The sequence below is a fragment of the Sphingomonas jeddahensis genome (assembly GCF_001981525.1).
Classification (GTDB): Bacteria; Pseudomonadota; Alphaproteobacteria; order Sphingomonadales; family Sphingomonadaceae; genus Sphingomonas; species Sphingomonas jeddahensis.
Genome location: NZ_MPSB01000012.1, coordinates 64,776 through 82,443, shown reverse-complemented (window position 1 = coordinate 82,443; position 17,668 = coordinate 64,776). Strand labels below are relative to the sequence as shown.

The window sequence follows — 17,668 nt, the reverse complement described above, 5'->3', positions numbered from 1 at the left end:
GAGAGGAAAGGCCTGTGAAGCTTATCAACATGCTGGCGTGCTGCTCGGTTATCGCATTGAGCGCCACCACCGCCGCGGCGCAAACCCCGCCAACCGATCTCGGCACGGTTCCCGACGATGCCGTCGCCGGTGATGCGGCCAAAGGCACGCCCGGCCAGTCGCAGACCGACGCGCTCGATCCCGCCGCGGACGAGGCACCGCGCGCCTCCGCCTCTTCGACTGATGGCGACATCATCGTTACTGGCTCGCGCGTGGTTTCCAACGGCTATCAGGCCCCGACCCCGATCACCGTCGTCGGCAGCGAGGATCTGAAGAACGCGGCGCCCAACATCTCCGACGCGCTTCGCCAGTTGCCGCAGCTCACCGGCTCGACCGGTCCCTCCACCCCCAGCTTTACGCCCGGCGGCTCGGTGTCGAGCACGTCGAGTACCGCCAATCTGCGCAATCTCGGCATCACCCGCACGCTGGTGCTGCTCGACGGTCGCCGCCCGCCAGCATCGGGCGTCACCGGCACGTCCGACATCGCGGCCTTCCCGCAGCAGCTGATCAAGCGCGTCGACATTGTTACCGGCGGCGCCTCCGCGGCCTATGGCTCGGACGCGGTCGCCGGCGTGGTCAATTTCGTGCTCGACACCAAGTTCCGCGGTGTGATGGCGGAGCTGCGCAACGGCATCTCGACGCATGGCGACGGCCATAGCTGGGGCGCCGAGGCATCGGCCGGCTTCGGCTTTGCCGACGATCGCGGCAGCCTGATCGTCAGCGGCAGCATCATGGAACAGGATCCAATCGACGGCCGCCAGCGTGATTGGGCGAACCGCGGCTGGGCGACAATCCCGAACCCCACTTACACCCAGACCAACGGACAGCCGCAGCTGCTGCTGCGCGAGGACGTCAACCTCGCCGCGGCCACCTATGGCGGCATCATCACTGGCGCCCGGCGCGGCGCCACGCGCCTCACCGGCGCGAACCTCTCCGGCGCGCTGCGCGACATCCAGTTCGGCCCTGGCGGCGAACAATCGCTCTATCAGCACGGATCCCTTTTCACCGGAACCGTCGAGGTCGGCGGCGAAGGCCCGCGCTATCCGGCAGCGATCGTCTCGGATCTCAACAGCAAGAATGCCTTCGCGCATGCCGAGTTCGAGGTCAGCAACAATTTCTCGGTCTTTGCGGAAGGCTCCTACGGCTATTCCAAGAGCGCCTATCCGCTGCTGATGCCGTTCTTCATCGGCAGCAGTGGCATCGTCGTCCAGCGCGACAACGCCTATCTGCCGGCCAACATCCGCGCGATCATGGATGCCAATGGCTATAGCTCGATCGAGCTGGGCAAGCTGGACGGCACCTGGGGCCAGAACGAGGTGACCAACATCACCAAGACGCTGAACCTCACCACCGGCTTCAAGGCCGAGCTCGGCGGCTTCACCGTCGATGGTTATTACGAGCATGGCGAATCGCGCTACGAACTGCTCGCCGCCAATCAGCGCAACCGCGCCAACACGCTCGCTGCGGCGGATGCGGTGGTCAATCCGGCGACCGGCCAGATCGTCTGCCGTTCCTCGCTGACCAACCCCTCCAACGGCTGCGTCGCTTGGAATCCGTTCGGCACCGCGCCGATCACGCAGGCCCAGCGCGACTATATGGGCGGCAGCGGCTTCGCCCGGTCGATCGCCAAGCAGGACGTCGTCGCCCTCACCGTGCGCGGCAATCTGTTTTCCACCTGGGCGGGTGACGTCGCCGCAGCAGTCGGCGCCGAATATCGCGACCTGTCCGGGTCGATCGAGGTCGATCCGATCTCGGGCACCAGCGGCTTCATCGCCACCAATCCGCAAGGATCGGCCGGCAGCTATGACGTGAAGGAAGCGTTCGGCGAAATCCTGGTGCCGCTGTTCCGCGGCGACAATTTCCTGCAGTCGATCGATTTCAACGGCGCGGTCCGCCGCACCGATTACAGCACCAGCGGCGGCGTCACGACATGGAAGCTCGGCCTTACCAGCGAGATCATCGACGGGCTGCGGCTGCGCGGCACCTATTCGCGTGACATTCGCGCGCCCAACATCGGCGATCTGTTCGGCCCGCGCTCGCGCAACGTGGTCGCGATCATCGATCCGTTCCGCAACAATCAGGTGACGCAGAACGTCTTCACCTTCACCGGCAGCAACCCGAATCTGGTGCCGGAACGCGCAAAGACGATCGCGGCGGGCCTGTCCTACCGCCCCAGCTTCCTGCCGGGCTTCGGTTTCTCGATCGATTACTACAAGATCAAGATCGAGGACGCGATCACCACCTTGTCGGCGCAACAGCTGGTCAATCAGTGTTTCGCGGGTGACCAGTCGCTCTGCGCGCTCACTGTGCGCGGCGCCGACGGTCAGCTGAGCGATGTCAACGGCATCGCGCTCAACATCGCAACGGTGCAGATCTCCGGTCTCGATTTCGACGCCAGCTATTCGACGGACCTGTTCGGCGGAAAGCTAAGCCTGCGCGGCATCGCCACCTATCTCGACGATTACACGCAGGAAGCGCGCGGCGTGCAATCGGTGCAATATGCCGGCACCGGCTCCTTCCCGAGCTGGCGCGCGAACCTGCAGGCCACCTACACCTCGGGCGGCACCACCATTTCGTTGCAGGAACGGTTCATCGGCGCCCACCGGCGCGCCATTCCGCCCGTAACCGTCGATGTGGATCGCGTGCCGGAGGTGTTCTACACCAATCTCACGATCCGTCAGCAGATCGAGGCCGGGAACGCCAAGCCCGAACTGTTCCTGACGATCAACAACCTGTTCGACAAGGATCCGCCTCCGTCGGACACCAACAACATTACGCTCGGCACCTCGCGCGTGGTCGATCCGCTGCTGTATGACACGATCGGTCGCTACATCACGGTCGGGGGCCGTATCCGCTTCTGATCGCCGGGCGGCGGGCCTTGGGCTCGCCGCCGGCTTGTTCAATGGGCCAACGTGTGGCGAGCCGGCAGCCGCTTCACGACCTCGCGAAATGTTTCCAGCAACTGATCCGGGCTGACCGGCTTGGCGAGGATCGCGGCGGCATGGCGAAGCGCGCCTTCATGGTCGGGATTACCGGTGATGAAAATCGCCGGCGCCGACCCGACTTCGCGGTGAATCCGCCCCACGGCATCGGGTCCGCGCCCGCCGGCGCGCAGATCGACATCGCACAGGATCACGGCGGGCTTGTGCTGGTGGGCGAGGGCGACCGCCGCATCCGCCGTGTCGGCAATCGCAACCGAAGAGGCGCCGGCGCACATTGCGACATCCGCCACGAACTGCGCGAACAGCCACTGATCCTCGATCACAAGTACGTGGCGCATCCAGGTCTCCTTTGCGAGAACCGCTTCTTTCCACGCAAGTTCCAGAACACGACACCCGTCGACGGGCCGGAGCACTCGGGCGATGGAGGTAAGCGCTCAACATCCCGCCATGCTATAGCCGCCGTGACATGCGCCGCCACACACGACATCGTTGTGGTCGGCGACGCACCGGCAGGGCTGGCGTTCGTGCGCGCGCTGGCGAACAGCGGCTTTCCCGTGGCGCTGGGCGACCTGATCACCGGCGCCACCGTCACCAGCGTCATCACCGATGGTCGCGCCAACGTCACGCTGGCGGACGGGCGAACGACCCGCGCCCCCCTGCCGATTTGCCACTGAGCCTATCCTCCTATCGGCGATAAGAAGGACAGGAGCGACTCACGCCACCCATTCCGCCAGATCCGGCTGCTCTCCGATCAGCGCCAGTCCATGCGCGATTGAGGTCAGCTCACCCCCCGTCGCGATCCGCTCGCCGCCGAACCGCCGCTCGAAGATCGCTCGGATCGCCGGAATCAGCGATGACCCACCCGTCAGGAACACGCGATCGATCGCGGCCGCCTCAATCCCGGCCTTCGCCAAAGCGGCATCCATTGCCCCTTCGATCCGGCGCAGATCGTCCCCGATCCATTCCTTGAACTCGGCGCGGGTGACCGGCGCGGCAATCGCCACCCCGCCGCCGTCAAAGCGGAACTCCGCTTCTTCCGCTCCCGACAGCGCGCGCTTGACCTGCCCGACCGCGTCATACAGCGGAAAGCCTTGTTCATTCTCGATCAACGCGATCATCCGCCCGATCGGCGCGGGATCGGTCGCGTCCTTTTGCAGCCGCCGTAGCTCCTCCAGCGTGCGCCGGTTGCGCATCATCGCCAAACGGGACCAGTCGGCGAAATCGGCGAAATAGCCACCGGGAATGTCGAGCAACTTGCCGAATGATCGATACGTTCCGCCCTTGCCCAGCAGCGGCAGCAGCAGCTTGTCGACGATCCTTTGATCGAACCGGTCGCCCGCAATGCCGATGCCCGACGAGGCGAGCGGCACGCAGCGCCGCGCCGCCCCCGGCTCCGCCACCCGCACCAGCGAGAAATCGGTCGTCCCGCCGCCGAAATCGGCCACCAGGATCGTCGCCGGCTCGGTCAGTCGCGCGGCATAGCTGTACGCCGCACCCAGCGGCTCATAGACATAATGCAACTCGACGCCGAACCCTTCGAGCATCGCGTCATAGCGCCGCCGCGCCAGCGTTGGATCAGGCCGCGCCCCGGCATATTCCACCGGCCGCCCGACGATCACCCGCGCCGGCCGGGCGTCCAGCTGCCCGCCGGCATGCGTCACCAGCCGCTGCAGGAAGCGCTGCCCCAAATCCTCGAAGCGGAACGGCTTGCCGAAGATCAGCGCACGCTCGAACAGGGCGCTTGCCGCAACGGTCTTGAACGATTGCACGAAACGGCTGTCGAGCGGCGACTCCAGATATTCCCCGATCGCCCACGGCCCCGCCTCATGCGCCACGCCGTTCCACGCGCCTTCGTCTTCCCAGAAGCACAGGGCGGATCGAAACACCGCCCCAGTCGCAGCCTCGCCGGCAAACTCGATCAGCTGCGCCTCGCCGCTGCCATTGGCCAGCGCCGCAACGGTGTTGGTGGTGCCGAAATCGAGGCCAAGCGCGCTCGCGCTGCTGTCCACGGCCTGCTCCTTTGTCGCCGAAGGGAACCCGCCGTGCGGCGGCGCGCGGCTATGCCACGGCAGCAGAGCCCGAACAAGCAGGTGGCACTTGGTGAAAGGTCATCGTGCCGCTGAGCGCGCGCCACTTACCTCCAAACTGGCGTCACCCTGAACTCGTTTCAGGGGCCACCGTCCCTCACACCCCGTTCGGCGTGGGGGGGCGGTGGATGCTGAAACAAGTTCAGCATGACGGCAGCAGGGACTAGCTCACTCCTCCCCGGCACGGGGAGCGGGACCGCGACGCGCAGCGGCGTGGTGGAGGGCGCCGCCACAAGCGACACCGCCTGTGGACAGCCCCCCCACCAGCTTCGCTGGTCCCCCTCCCTGTGCCGGGAAGGAGCGAACAGCACACGCACTCAACCCCGCCCCTCACTCGTACCGCAGCGCCCGGATCGGGTTCGCCCGCGCCACCTTGAACGCATGCCCCGCGATCGTCACCACCGCGATCCCCAGCGCGAGCCCGCCCGCGACCAGGAATGGCGTGGGCGTCAGCGCCATTCGCGTGTCGAAGCCGTTCAGCCAGTCGCGCATCGCCCACCAGGCCAGCGGCCAGGCGATGACATTGGCGATCAACACCGGCCGGCTGAACTGCCACACCAGCAGCCGCACGATATCGGGCGTGCGCGCGCCCAGCACTTTGCGGATGCCGATCTCCTTGGTGCGGCGCTCCGCGGTAAAGGCGGCGAGCCCGAACAGCCCGAGACAGGCGATCACCACCGCTAGGATCGCAAAGCCGGCAAAGATCTGCGCACGCGTTTCTTCCGCTTCGTACAGATCCTGAACGATTGCTTCGCTGAACTGCGCCTCGAACGGCACGTCGCTGACGCTGTCCTTCCACACCCGCTCTACCGCCGCACGCGTGGCCGCGGGATCGCCGGTATAGCGGATCACCATGTGCGTCTGCCCCTCGCGCGTGCCGATGAACATGATAGGGTCGATCGGATCGCGCACCGATCGGAAGCGCGAATCCTTCACGACGCCCACAACGGTGATCGGCATCTCGCCATTGCCGGGCCCCACGCCCAGCCGGAACGTCTTGCCGAGAACCTCCTCCGGCGTGCGCGCACCCAGCTTGCGTGCGGCAAATTCGTTGACGACGATGTTCGATCCGCGCGCGACCAGCGCTTGCAATTCCTCCGGCTTTTCAGGGAAAGATCGCGTCTGATCGTCCATCGGCCGCGCCCGGTCGAACCAGCGTCCGGCGACCAGCTCGATCCCCATGGCCTCGCGGAAACCAACGTCCACCTTGTAGAAACCGAGGTTCACCGCCTCCGCGCGTCCGGGTACCAGCACGCCGGTGTTGTTGCTGTTCTTGGTCGCCACGCCGATGTCCGTGCGGCCGACCGCAACTACGCCGGGGATGCGCTTCATCCGCTCCGCGATCGGTTCGCCGCGCCCGATCAGCTGATAGCGGCTCATGTTGTCGACCTGCAGGATCTGGTCGCGCTTATACCCCGGATCGACCGAGCGAGCGTACACCGTCTGGCCATAGACGATCGCGGTGCAGATGATCAGCCCGATCGAAATGGCGAATTGCGCCACCACCAGCAGGCTGCGCAGCAGCCCGCTGCCCGGTGTTTCCGTGGAGGATTTGTTCGCCTTGAGCACGCTTGCCGGCTGGAAGCGCGACAGGAAGAACGCCGGGTACAGGCCACCGGCCACGCCGACGATCAGCATCAGCGCAAGCGCCGGCAGCAGCATGCCATTCTCGCCCAGATAGGTGAGGTGGAAATCGGCACCAAGGAACGCCGCGAACGGCCGCACCAGCAATTCGGCGAGCGCCAGCGCGATCAGCACGGCGATCCCCGCCACCAGCAGCGATTCGCCCACGAACTGGGCCACCAATTGCCGGCGCGTCGCGCCCAGTACCTTGCGCAGCGCCACTTCGCGCGCCCGCTGCCCGGCGCGGGCCGTAGCCAGATTGGTGAAGTTCACCACCGCCATCCCCAGGATCAGCACCGCGATGATGGCGAAGGTCGCGATGGTGCGGCGATCGTTGCCCGGCGACATCGCGCCCGCCTGAGCCTTGCCGAGATGAACGTCGGCGAGCGGAACCAGCGTCCAGTCGGTCTCGTCGCCGGCATTGTAGCGCGTGCCGCCGATGTTCTCGTCAGGAATGTTGCGCTTTTCCCAGGCGGGTAGCTGCGCGTTGATGGCGCCGGCGTCCGTGCCCGGCTTCAGCTTGGCATAGACCCAGCCGGACTGGCATCCCCAGCACGTCAGGAAATCGGGCTCCTGCGCGAAGTACGAAGGGAAGTCCCGCCGCACGATCGCATTGATGCGCAGGTGTGAACGTTTCGGCAAATCGGCCAGCACCGCATTGATGCGGTAATCGTAAGTGCGGCCCTTCTGGATCAGGCTTATCGTGCGTCCGACCACGTCGTCGGTTCCGAACTGACGGATCGCTTCCGAGCGTGTCAGCACCGCAGTATCGGGCGCGTTGAGCGCGGTCTTCGATCCCTTGAGGATCGGCAGATCCACCACGCGCAGGAAATCGCTGTCGGCGGTGAGGTAATCCTTGGCCGTCGTCACCTGCCCGTTCTTGGTGATCGACGGCGTACCGCCTAGCACATAGCTGACCGCCTCGACCTGCGGGAAATCCTTCTTCAGCCGCTCGGCGGTGATGTAGCTCGACATTTGGAGGAACAGCGGATTGCCGTCGCTCGGATCGGGCCACCACGTCTGGAATTGGTACGTGTTCTCGCCGTCCGGCACCCAGCGGTCGTAGCTGGTCTCATAACGGATAAACGCCAGGATCATCAGGCACGCCGCCATGCCGATCGCCAGCCCGAGCAGGTTGATGATCGAATACACCCGGTTCTTGGCCAGCGCGTTGACCGCGACGGTGAAGTAATTGCGCCACATGGCGGCCGTCCTCCTTCTGGCGTCAAGCCGCGCGGCGGCGTTCTTGCAGGATGCGCCCGTCGAGCATGTTGACGACGCGGCTGGCGTAATCGGCATGCGCTGGCGAGTGAGTGACCATCACGATCGTCGATCCCTCGCTGTTGAGCTGTTGCAGCATCCGCATCACTTCCTCGCCATGATTGGTGTCGAGGTTGCCGGTCGGCTCGTCCGCCAGGATCAGCTTGGGCGCCGCGACTAGTGCGCGCGCCACCGCCACGCGCTGCTGCTGCCCGCCCGATAGTTGGCTCGGCCGGTGCCGCGCGCGATGCGCGATGCCGACCCGGTCCATCACCGTCTCCGCTCGCGCCCGCCGCTCCTTGGCGGAGACATTGTGGTACAGCAGCGCCAGCTCGATATTGTCCTGCACCGTCAGTTCGTCGACCAGGTTGAAGCTTTGGAAGATGAAGCCGATGTTGGCCTTGCGGAAATCGGCCAGCTTCGCCTCGGACAACCCCGCTACTTCCGTCCCGTCGAACACGTACGATCCACCGGTCGGGCTATCGAGCAGCCCGAGGACGTTGAGCAATGTCGACTTGCCGCACCCCGACGGCCCCATGATCGCCACGAACTCGCCACTCGCAATGTCGAGATCGATCCCGTCGAGCGCCACCGTTTCGACGCTGTCGGTCCGGTACAGCCGTGCAACCTCGCGCATCCGCAGCATCAAACATCCTTTCCTTGAGTGAGGTCGAGCGCGTCCTTGTCGGCGAACCCGGTGTACGGGGAGATGATCACGCGCTCGCCCGGTGACAGGCCGTCGAGCACTTCGATCGAGTCGGCGCTGCGCCGTCCGAGCCGCACTTGGCGCTTCACCGCGGATCGCCCGTCCGGCGCCGCGACGAACACCCAGGCGCCGCCCGTGTCATTGTAGAAGCCGCCGTTGGGGATCAGCACCGCGGGCGCGGGATCGCTCAGTGTCAGCCGCGCCTGCACCGTCTGCCCGCGCTGCAAGCCCGCCGGCTCCGCCCCGACGAACTGCAATTCGATCTGGAACTGACCGTTCTGCACTTGCGGGAAGATCTTGGTGACGCGCGCACGATGATCGCGCCCACCAGCCTCGATTCGCGCGGTCTGCCCCACCTCGACACGGCCGAGAAAGAACTCATCCACCCCCGCCTGCAGCTTGTTGCGGCCGGGAGAGTCGATCTGCCCGATCCGCTCGCCGCGCTGCATGGACTGGCCGACCTGGATCGAGAAGCCCGACAATTGCCCCGCCACCGGCGCGCGCAGGTTGAGCGCGTCGAGATTGGCGCGCGCCAGCTCCAGCCCCGTCTGCAACGACGCGGTGGAGGCGCGCTGCTGCGCCAACTGGCCGCGCTGCAATTGCTCGTCGGTCGACCGCCCCTGCCGCACCACCGCCAGCCGTTGCCGCTCGTAGCGCAGCTGATCCTCGGTATCCGCGAACTGCCGCCCCGCGACAAATCCCTTGCGCGCCAGTGGCGCCTCGCGATCGAACTGGCGCTGCGCCTTTTCCAGCGCCAGTTGCGCCTCGAGCACCGATCGCTGGTTGGCGACACGCGTCTGCGCCAGGCTCAGTTCCTGCGATCGCATGTTGTTGATCTGCTGCTCGACCTCGGTCTGCCGCGCCAGCGTCGAAAGCTGAAGCTCCGCATTGGACAGGATCGCAATCGGCTGGCCCTTCGCCAGCATCGTGCCATCCTCGACCAGCACCTGCTCGACGCGACCGCCCTCGATTGCGTCGATATAAACGGTAAGCAACGGTGTGACGCGGGTGCGCAGGGGTATGTAGTCGTCGAACGTGCCACGCTGGACGGTGGCGATCGTCAGCCGCTCCGCCGCGATCGACTGCGTCCCCGCCCGCGGCGCCAGCCACCAGAAGAGCAATGCGGCGAGTGCCAGCGCGATCACGCCGCCGCCGATCACCGCTGCCCTCGGCAGCCGCTTGCGTTCCACCACCCGGTCCATCCCGCTGCCTGAAACGGGCGCGCGCGCGGCAGGTCGGTCCTGCGCCATCTGGAGAACGCTCATCGTGTCCGAATCCGGACAATGGTGTGCGAAACCGAACGGCTCACAGCGACACCGAAACGCTGAGATGCGGGGTATTGAGCGAGACGGCAAAGGTCGGCGTCACCGTCCGCGGCGCACGCACGAGAGAGATGGCCGCAATCAGCAGCAGCGCGAACAACAGCAAGCGGGCAAGAGGCGCATCGGTCATGCGAGAGGCCTTGCATGCGACGTGCCAATCGTCGTCATCCCCGCGGAGGCGGGGATCCATACGGGCGGACGGCGCGAGGACAACCGGCGCTGGCGTATATGGATCCCGCCTTCGCGGGGATGACGGAGGTGAGGCGAGCGTCATCCGCTTAACCGCCGTCATGCTGAACTTGTTTCAGCATCCACCGCGCCACAATCCATGACTTCGCCGGCGGATCGGTGGACCCTGAAACAAGTTCAGGGTGACGCCGCCCTTGGACAGCCGCGCCCCGCCAAAACCGACATGGCACAAGAATTGATTGTTCACTCCCGAACACTTGCATTACGAAAGTGGACGGGATGGGGCCTGAATTCGATCGCTGCGTAATCGTCGACGATGACGACGATATCCTGCTCGCCGCACGCCTATTGCTGCGCCCGCTGTTTCGCGAGGTGATCACTGCCCGCACCCCAGAGGACGCGCTGCCCAAAATCGAGCGCCACACCCCCGACGTCGTCCTGCTCGACGCCAATTTCGCGCGCGGTGCAACCGACGCCAGCGAAGGCCTCGCCTGGCTCGATCGCCTGACGCAGCTCGATCCGGAGATCGTTGTGGTGATGATCACCGCGCATGCCGGCGTCCATGTCGCCGTCGCCGCGATGAAGCGCGGCGCGACCGATTTCGTGCCCAAGCCCTGGTCGAACGATCGCCTGCTCGCCACGGTGCGCACCGCCGCGGCGTTGCGCCGTTCGCGCGTCGCCGCCGGCGCGCCCCGCCCGGCACCCGCATCCAAGTCCCCGCTACTCGGCCATTCCCCCGCCATGGCGCGCGTCCATTCGCTGATCGAGCGCGCCGCGCCGACCGACGCCAATGTCCTGATCCTCGGCCAGAACGGCACCGGCAAGGAAGTCGTCGCGCGCGAGCTGCACGCCCGCTCGCAGCGTGCCGGCCAGGTACTCCAAACGGTGGACCTTGGTGCAATCGCCACCGAACTGATCGACAGCGAATTGTTCGGCCATGTGAAAGGCGCCTTCACCGATGCCAAGACCGATCGCATCGGTCGCATTCAGGCCGCGGACGGCGGCACCTTGTTTTTGGACGAGATCGGCAATCTGCCGCTCCATCTGCAACCCAAGTTGCTCACCGCGTTGGAACAGCGGCAAGTCACCCCGGTCGGCGCCAACAAGCCGGTCAAGGTCAACATCCGTGTGATCGCCGCTACCAACATGCCGCGCGACCGGCTGATGGACGAACGCGTGTTCCGACAGGATCTGCTCTACCGGCTCAACACGGTCGAGATCGCTTTGCCCCCGCTCGCCGAGCGACCGGAGGACGTGATCGAACTCGCCGAGCACTTCCTGGCGCTCTACGCCGAGCGCTACAATCGCCCGCTCCCGACGCTTGGCGATGCCGCGCGCGCCGCGCTGATCGCGCATGACTGGCCCGGCAACGTGCGTGCGCTGCGCCACGCCGTCGAACGCGCCGTCATCCTCTCCACCCGCACGGTGCTCGATCCCGAGGATTTCGGGCTGGAGGCTGGCGTAAGCCGACCGGCCCCGACGCCGACACCACAAGCGGCCGACCTCAACCTCGACCGTGTCGAACGCCGCCTCGTCGAGGAGGCATTGCGCAAGCACGGCTACAATATCACCGGCGCCGCCGCCGAACTCGGCCTCTCCCGCGCCGCGCTCTACCGCCGCATGGAAAAGCACGGGCTGTAGCGCGTGACCGCCGTTATGATCGCCACCCCCACTTTCCTCGCCCGCCAGGGGGAGGTGGCAGCGCAAAGCGCCGACGGCGGGGGGCGACACGGAACACCCGAGAGCACTCCGCCGCCCGCGCCCTCCGACGCCTGTGGCACCACCTCCCCGTGGCAAGGGAGGAACGCCAGATCGCCGATCCGCCACCGATGGCCTCACCATGGGGTTTGACGGCCGCTTCACGCTCGGGCTGGTGTTCCGCGTCGCGCTGCTGATGTTAGCGTTGATGACGGTGGTTTGGGCGTTCCGCACCCCGTCGCTGCTGATGGTGCGCGTGGTGACGATCGGCATCGCCGCACTCGCCGCCGTCACCCTGTGGCGCCACGTTCAGCGCACCAACATCGAACTCGCCCGCTTCCTTGAGGCGCTGCGGCTCGGAGATTTCGCCGCGCATTTCCCCGAAAGCGGCGGCGCCGGCTTTGGCAAGCTCGGCGCCGCGCTCAATGGCACGGTCCGCCGCCTGCGCGAACAGCGCGGCCAGACCGATGCCGAGCTTCGCTACCTGGAGGCGCTGATCGACGACATGCCCGTGGCGGTGCTGACGGTCGATGGCGGCCGGGTGGAGCCGGGCAACAAGGCCGCGCGCGTGCTTTTCACTCGCCACTCAGGCGTTCGCCCGGAGGATTACAGCGTTTATGGCGCCACCTTCGCCCGCCGGTTGGCCGATGAGGACGCATCGGGCGAGGAAATGCTGATCCTCAACCTGGACGGCCGCGCCAAGCGCACGTTGGTGCGCCAGGCGATGCTCAATCGCCTCGGCCGCCGCACCCGCGCGGTGGTTGTGCAGCCGGTGCAGGAAACGCTGGATGCGGTGGAGATGGCGGCGCAGACCGACATCGTCCGGGTTCTCACCCACGAGATCCTCAATTCGCTCACGCCCGTCATGTCGCTGGCGCAGACCACCGCCGCCCTGCTCGGCGACGATAGCGTTGACGGCGCGCGCATCGCCGACGCGCGCGAGGCCGCCACGACATTGGCGCGTCGTACCCAGGGCCTGGGACACTTCATCGACAGCTATCGCGTCGTCGCGCGCGAACCCACCGTGGTGCGGCACCCCTTCCCCGCGGTCGAGTTCGCCGACGAACATGCCCGGCTATTCCGCGCCGAATGGCCCGACGTGATCTTGTCGGTCGATTGCACCGCCATGACAATCAACGCGGACCGCGCTCTGCTATCTCAGCTCCTTCTCAACCTGCTCCGCAACGCCGCCCAGGCCGCACGCGACCACCGCTCGGATCCTGCGGTGGCGCTGACGATCGCTCCCGCGCGCCCGGTGATGATCGAAGTCGCCGACAACGGCCCCGGCGTGCCGGCCAAACTGCGCCAAGAAATCTTTCTGCCCTTCTTCACCACCCGCGCGAAGGGCACGGGCGTCGGCCTCAACCTCGCCCGGCAGATCGCCGTCGCCCACGGCGGCACGCTAGAGGTCCATGACGCGCCGGCCGGCGGAGCGGCATTCCGCCTGCTGTTATGAGTCGGCACCTGCGGACGTTGATCGGGACCACTGCGACACCGATTGGTCATCACAAAGCTTCGTCACCCCGGCCTTGTGCCGGGTACAGCGTTCCACGAACTCAATAGCTCAAGGTGTGCGGCACCCTGGTGCTGGATCAGCGCGGCATGATGAAGTGCTCTTTCGGAGGACTCCACTTGATCCGGGGTCTCGCTTTCCGTCCCGTACCCCGCAAGCCCGACTGCGTGGGGCACACGCGCAGACTACGCCGCCGTCATCCCGGTGTTGTGCCGGGATCCACCGGCCCGCAAACTCGCCGGCACGAGAGCCGCGGAACGGTGATGCCGGAACAAGCCCAGCATGACCGGCCATAACGCCGGTCAGTTCGCCCGCGCTGCAAACCCGGAGGAACTCAGCGTCCGCCGCACCGCATCTCGCCATCCGGCAACCAGCGGCGCACGCACCTCTTCGTCCATCCCGGGCTCGAACAACTGCTCGCGCGACCAAAGCTTCGCCAGCTCATCCAGCCCCGACCAAACCCCCGTCGCCAGCCCCGCGTGAAACGCCGCGCCCCGCGCCGTCGTCTCCAGGTCGCCCGGCCGCTCCACCGCCATGCCGGTCAGGTCAGCCAGAAATCCGCACAGCCAGTCGTTCGCCGCCATGCCGCCATCGACACGCAGCCGCTCGGGCCGGCTGCCCCCATCCGCAACCATCGCCTCCGCCAGATCAAGCGTCTGATACGCCACCGCCTCCAGCGCCGCGCGGGCGAGATGCGCCGCGCTGCTGTCCAGCGTCAGCCCATGGATCGATCCGCGCGCCGCCGGGTCCCAATGCGGCGCGCCCAGCCCCACGAACGCCGGCACCATATAGACACCATGGCTGTTGGGCACCTGCGTCGCCATGTCATTCGTCTGGCTGGCATGGGTGATGATGCCCAGCCCATCGCGCAGCCACTTGATTGCCGCGCCCGCGACGAAGATCGATCCTTCCAGCGCATAGGTCGTCTCGCCGTTCAGCCGATAGGCCGGCGTGGTCAGCAGCCGGTGCTTGGACGTGATCGCTTCGGCGCCGGTGTTGAGCAGCATGAAGCAACCGGTGCCATAGGTCGATTTTGCCGCGCCGCGATCGAAACAGGCCTGGCCGAACAATGCCGCCTGTTGATCGCCCGCCATGCCGGCAATCGGAATCGAGCACCCGAAATGGCCCGCAACTGTGCTGCCGAAAACGCACGAATTGTCCTTCACCGCCGGCAAAATGCCCTCGGGCACCCGGAAAAGGTCCAGCAATGCCCGATCCCACCCCCCTTTGTGGATGTCGAACAGCATGGTTCGGCTGGCGTTGGTGACGTCCGTGGCGTGCACTTTGCCACCCGTCAGGCGCCACAGCAGGAAGCTGTCAATCGTCCCGAACGCCAGCTCGCCGCGCTCCGCCCGCGCGCGCGCGTCGGGCACATTGTCCAGCATCCAGGCGATCTTGGTGGCCGAGAAATAGGGGTCGATCAGCAGCCCGGTGCGGCTGCGCACCAGCTCCTCCGCCCCATCCGCGCGCAGCTTTGCGCACATCTCCGCGCCGCGCCGATCCTGCCAAACGATAGCGTTGTGAATGGGTTGGCCGGTCGCGCGGTCCCAAATGACGGCGGTTTCGCGCTGGTTGGTAATGCCGATCGCAGCAATGTCTTTGGGCTTGATGCCGCCCTTCCCGATCACCTCGCGCGCGGTGGTCAGCGCATCGCGCCAGATTTTCTCCGGGTCGTGCTCGACCCAGCCGTGCGCCGGATAATGCTGCGCGAACTCCGTCTGCGCGATCGCCACCCGCCGCGCCTGGTCATCGAACAGCACGCTCCGCGTAGAGGTCGTCCCCTGATCAATCACCAAGACGAACGAACCCACCACCCTCTCCCTCAAACCACCGCAATCGAACTTCACTGCCTTTCGTCCGAACGTCAAGTGATGTTTCGAGCTTTCGTATTTGCTTTCGTTTTCGATTGAGAGACGCTAATTGGGTTGGGGTTGGTGGAGTGGTTTGATGGATGGGGTGGACCTGCTGATCGTTGGCGGGGGGATCAATGGGGCGGGGATCGCCCGGGATGCAGCGGGGCGGGGGCTCAGCGTGCTGCTGGTTGAGCAGGATGATCTGGCCAGCCATACCTCGTCCGCATCCACCAAGCTGATCCATGGCGGGCTGCGCTACCTAGAATATGGCGAGTTCCGGCTGGTGCGCGAGGCGCTGATCGAGCGCGAGCGGCTGCTGGGCATGGCGCCGCACATCATCTGGCCGCTGGAATTCGTCCTGCCGCAGACGCAGTCGCCGCGCCCCGCCTGGATGGTCCGGCTGGGGCTGTTCCTCTACGACCACCTCGGCGGGCGCGAGAAGCTGCCGGGCACGCGCACCGTGAAGCTCGCCACCTCGCCATTCGGAAACGGGCTAAACCCCCGTGAAGGCAAGGCTTTCGTCTATTCCGATTGCTGGGTGGAAGACAGCCGGCTGGTCGTTCTCAACGCCATGGACGCCGCCGCCCGCGGCGCGCAGATCGAGACGCGCACGCGGCTCACCGACGCCCGGCGCGAGGGTGAGGGCTGGATCGCCACGCTGGAGGGCGGGCGCGAGGTGCGCGCCAAGGTGATCGTCAACGCCGCGGGGCCATGGGTGGCGGACGTGCTGGGCCGGGTACCCGATGCCCGCACCGACCGCGGCGTGAAGCTGGTCAAGGGCAGCCATATCGTGGTGCCCAAATTGTACGAGGGCAGCCATGCCCTGATGCTGCAAAACCCGGACCGCCGGATCGTTTTTGCGATCCCCTATGAGAATAAGTACACGCTGATCGGCACCACAGACGAGATCTGGCGCGACAAGCCCGGAAAAGCAGCGATCAGCGCCGGCGAAACCACCTATTTGCTCGATACAATCGCGCGATATTTCGACCGTCCGGTGTCGGAAACGGACATCTGCTGGAGCTATGCCGGAATTCGGCCGCTGTACGACGACCGATCCACCAATGCCTCTGCCGTGACGCGCGATTATGTGCTCGATCTGGATGCCGGTGAAGGCCGTGCGCCGATGCTGAGCATCTTCGGCGGCAAGATCACCACGTACCGCAAGCTGGCCGAGCATGCGATGAAGGAACTGGCGCGATTCTTCCCGAAAGCCGGGCCGGCGTGGACCGCGGGCGCGGTGCTACCGGGCGGCGACATGCCGGATGCGGACTTCGAGCGGTTCGTGCTGGGCTTGCAGGCGACGTACCCGGGCATGCCGCCCGCATTTTTGCGGCGGCTGGCACGCGCATATGGCACGAAAACCGAACATCTGCTCGGCAAAACGAAAACGACGCAAGAACTCGGCCGGTGTTTTGGCGGCGACCTGTACGAAGCGGAGATCGATTACCTCGTCGCGCACGAATGGGCGCGCACGGCCGAGGACGTGCTGTATCGCCGCAGCAAGCTGGGGCTCCACGTGCCGGAGGGCACGGCGGCGGCGCTCGACGCCTATCTCGCGGAACGGGCGCACGCGCCGGCATGAGCCAGCCGGTCGATCCGATGATCGCGCGGCATCGGGCGATCCTGGAGACCGCGCGTAACACCGGCAGCGTCTCGGTAGAGGCGCTGGCGGAAGCGCATGGGGTGACGCCGCAGACGATCCGTCGCGACCTGAACCTGCTGGCCCAGCAATCGATGCTGTCGCGCGTGCATGGCGGCGCGGTGGTGACATCGGGCGTCGACAATCTGAGCTATACCGAGCGGCGCCATGTCGCGGCCGACATCAAGGATGCGATCGGGGCGGCAGCGGCCGCGCTGGTGCCCGATGGCGCGAGCCTGTTCATCAACATCGGATCGACGACCGAGGCGATCGCGCGCCACCTGATCGGCCGCCGTGACCTGATGGTGATCACCAACAACCTTAATGTGGTGGACATACTGGCGGACAAGCCGGGCATCGAGGTGATTGCCGCTGGCGGGCGGGTGCGCGCCGGCGACCGGGCCGTGATCGGCGCGCTGGCGATGGATTTCATCCGCAGCTTCCGCGTCGATTATGCGCTGATCGGCGCGTCGGCGATCGAACGCGACGGGACGTTCCTGGATTTCGACATGGACGAAGTGCGCGTGTCGCAGACGATCATCGCACACGCGCGCAAGGTGATGCTGGCGGTGGATTCGACCAAGCTGGGGCGGCCCGCGCCGGTGCGGATCGGCGACCTGGGCGACGTGGATTATCTGGTTACCGATGCGGTGGACGACATACTGGAGGCTGCGTGCGACGCGGCGGGGGTGTGCGTGGTGGCTTGTCGGTGAGGGGTGACGTTTGCCGGCGACTTGTCGGTGAGCGGCGTGCCGCAGCCTCGGTCGTCATGCCGGGCCCGTCCCGGCATCCAC

General features: G+C 66.3%; 13 protein-coding genes. 6 read left to right on the top strand and 7 right to left on the bottom strand.

Annotated elements, in window-relative coordinates:
- The first annotated feature begins 14 nt into the window (after positions 1-14).
- Positions 15-2,900, top strand: coding sequence for a TonB-dependent receptor plug domain-containing protein (locus tag SPHI_RS12285; RefSeq protein WP_076745247.1), 2,886 nt, complete (start codon positions 15-17; stop codon positions 2,898-2,900).
- A gap of 38 nt (positions 2,901-2,938) precedes the next feature.
- Here SPHI_RS12285 and SPHI_RS12280 read toward each other — a convergent pair whose 3' ends face one another.
- A complete protein-coding gene (locus SPHI_RS12280; RefSeq protein ID WP_076745246.1) occupies positions 2,939-3,319 on the bottom strand; it encodes a response regulator in 381 nt (126 codons plus the stop codon).
- 123 nt (positions 3,320-3,442) lie between these two features.
- Between SPHI_RS12280 and SPHI_RS12275 the strand changes: the two genes are divergently transcribed.
- Positions 3,443-3,655, top strand: a complete 213-nt coding sequence (locus SPHI_RS12275) for a hypothetical protein (protein WP_076745245.1) — start codon at positions 3,443-3,445, stop codon at positions 3,653-3,655.
- Positions 3,656-3,694: 39 nt separating this feature from the next.
- Here SPHI_RS12275 and SPHI_RS12270 read toward each other — a convergent pair whose 3' ends face one another.
- The 5 genes from SPHI_RS12270 to SPHI_RS15005 form a co-directional block, all read right to left on the bottom strand.
- Complete coding sequence (locus tag SPHI_RS12270) at positions 3,695-4,990, bottom strand: Hsp70 family protein (protein WP_076745244.1); 1,296 nt, start codon at positions 4,988-4,990, stop codon at positions 3,695-3,697.
- A 408-nt stretch (positions 4,991-5,398) separates the two neighbouring features.
- Entirely contained in the window at positions 5,399-7,894 is a 2,496-nt protein-coding gene (locus SPHI_RS12265) for an ABC transporter permease (RefSeq protein ID WP_076745243.1), read from the bottom strand.
- Between the two features lie 22 nt (positions 7,895-7,916).
- Entirely contained in the window at positions 7,917-8,597 is a 681-nt protein-coding gene (locus tag SPHI_RS12260) for an ABC transporter ATP-binding protein (protein ID WP_076745242.1), read from the bottom strand.
- A complete protein-coding gene (locus tag SPHI_RS12255) occupies positions 8,597-9,922 on the bottom strand; it encodes an efflux RND transporter periplasmic adaptor subunit (RefSeq protein ID WP_076745241.1) in 1,326 nt (441 codons plus the stop codon). Before SPHI_RS12255 ends, SPHI_RS12260 begins: the two co-directional genes overlap by 1 nt.
- Positions 9,923-9,962: 40 nt before the next feature.
- On the bottom strand, positions 9,963-10,109 hold the full coding sequence (locus SPHI_RS15005; protein WP_158049699.1) for a hypothetical protein: 147 nt from the start codon (positions 10,107-10,109) through the stop codon (positions 9,963-9,965).
- 338 nt (positions 10,110-10,447) lie between these two features.
- Here SPHI_RS15005 and SPHI_RS12250 point away from each other — a divergent pair, with 338 nt between their 5' ends.
- Both SPHI_RS12250 and SPHI_RS12245 read left to right on the top strand, forming a co-directional pair.
- Positions 10,448-11,809 (top strand): sigma-54-dependent transcriptional regulator, encoded by a 1,362-nt coding sequence (locus SPHI_RS12250; protein ID WP_076745240.1) that lies wholly within the window; start codon positions 10,448-10,450, stop codon positions 11,807-11,809.
- Positions 11,810-12,008: 199 nt separating this feature from the next.
- Positions 12,009-13,322, top strand: coding sequence for a sensor histidine kinase (locus tag SPHI_RS12245; RefSeq protein ID WP_076745239.1), 1,314 nt, complete (start codon positions 12,009-12,011; stop codon positions 13,320-13,322).
- 359 nt (positions 13,323-13,681) lie between these two features.
- Here SPHI_RS12245 and glpK read toward each other — a convergent pair whose 3' ends face one another.
- Complete coding sequence (gene glpK / locus SPHI_RS12240; RefSeq protein ID WP_408640490.1) at positions 13,682-15,193, bottom strand: glycerol kinase GlpK; 1,512 nt, start codon at positions 15,191-15,193, stop codon at positions 13,682-13,684.
- Between the two features lie 133 nt (positions 15,194-15,326).
- On the opposite strand from glpK, the gene SPHI_RS12235 reads away from it, so the two are divergent.
- Together SPHI_RS12235 and SPHI_RS12230 are read left to right on the top strand one after the other, a co-directional pair.
- On the top strand, positions 15,327-16,817 hold the full coding sequence (locus tag SPHI_RS12235) for a glycerol-3-phosphate dehydrogenase (RefSeq protein ID WP_076745237.1): 1,491 nt from the start codon (positions 15,327-15,329) through the stop codon (positions 16,815-16,817).
- The gene (locus tag SPHI_RS12230; protein ID WP_076745236.1) at positions 16,814-17,587 is read left to right on the top strand and encodes a DeoR/GlpR family DNA-binding transcription regulator; all 774 of its coding nucleotides are present in this window, start codon (positions 16,814-16,816) and stop codon (positions 17,585-17,587) included. The genes SPHI_RS12235 and SPHI_RS12230 overlap by 4 nt, the downstream gene beginning before the upstream one ends.
- The last annotated feature ends 81 nt before the right edge of the window (positions 17,588-17,668 follow it).

What these genes read in the sequence shown, in the direction of transcription:
- SPHI_RS12260 (WP_076745242.1), bottom strand. Translation starts at nt 8,597, where the DNA reads ATGCTGCGGATGCGCGAGGTTGCACGGCTGTACCGGACCGACAGCGTC.
- SPHI_RS12255 (WP_076745241.1), bottom strand. Translation starts at nt 9,922, where the DNA reads ATGAGCGTTCTCCAGATGGCGCAGGACCGACCTGCCGCGCGCGCGCCC.
- SPHI_RS12235 (WP_076745237.1), top strand. Translation starts at nt 15,327, where the DNA reads ATGGATGGGGTGGACCTGCTGATCGTTGGCGGGGGGATCAATGGGGCG.
- SPHI_RS12250 (WP_076745240.1), top strand. Translation starts at nt 10,448, where the DNA reads ATGGGGCCTGAATTCGATCGCTGCGTAATCGTCGACGATGACGACGAT.
- SPHI_RS12280 (WP_076745246.1), bottom strand. Translation starts at nt 3,319, where the DNA reads ATGCGCCACGTACTTGTGATCGAGGATCAGTGGCTGTTCGCGCAGTTC.
- SPHI_RS12230 (WP_076745236.1), top strand. Translation starts at nt 16,814, where the DNA reads ATGAGCCAGCCGGTCGATCCGATGATCGCGCGGCATCGGGCGATCCTG.
- SPHI_RS12245 (WP_076745239.1), top strand. Translation starts at nt 12,009, where the DNA reads ATGGGGTTTGACGGCCGCTTCACGCTCGGGCTGGTGTTCCGCGTCGCG.
- SPHI_RS15005 (WP_158049699.1), bottom strand. Translation starts at nt 10,109, where the DNA reads ATGACCGATGCGCCTCTTGCCCGCTTGCTGTTGTTCGCGCTGCTGCTG.
- SPHI_RS12265 (WP_076745243.1), bottom strand. Translation starts at nt 7,894, where the DNA reads ATGTGGCGCAATTACTTCACCGTCGCGGTCAACGCGCTGGCCAAGAAC.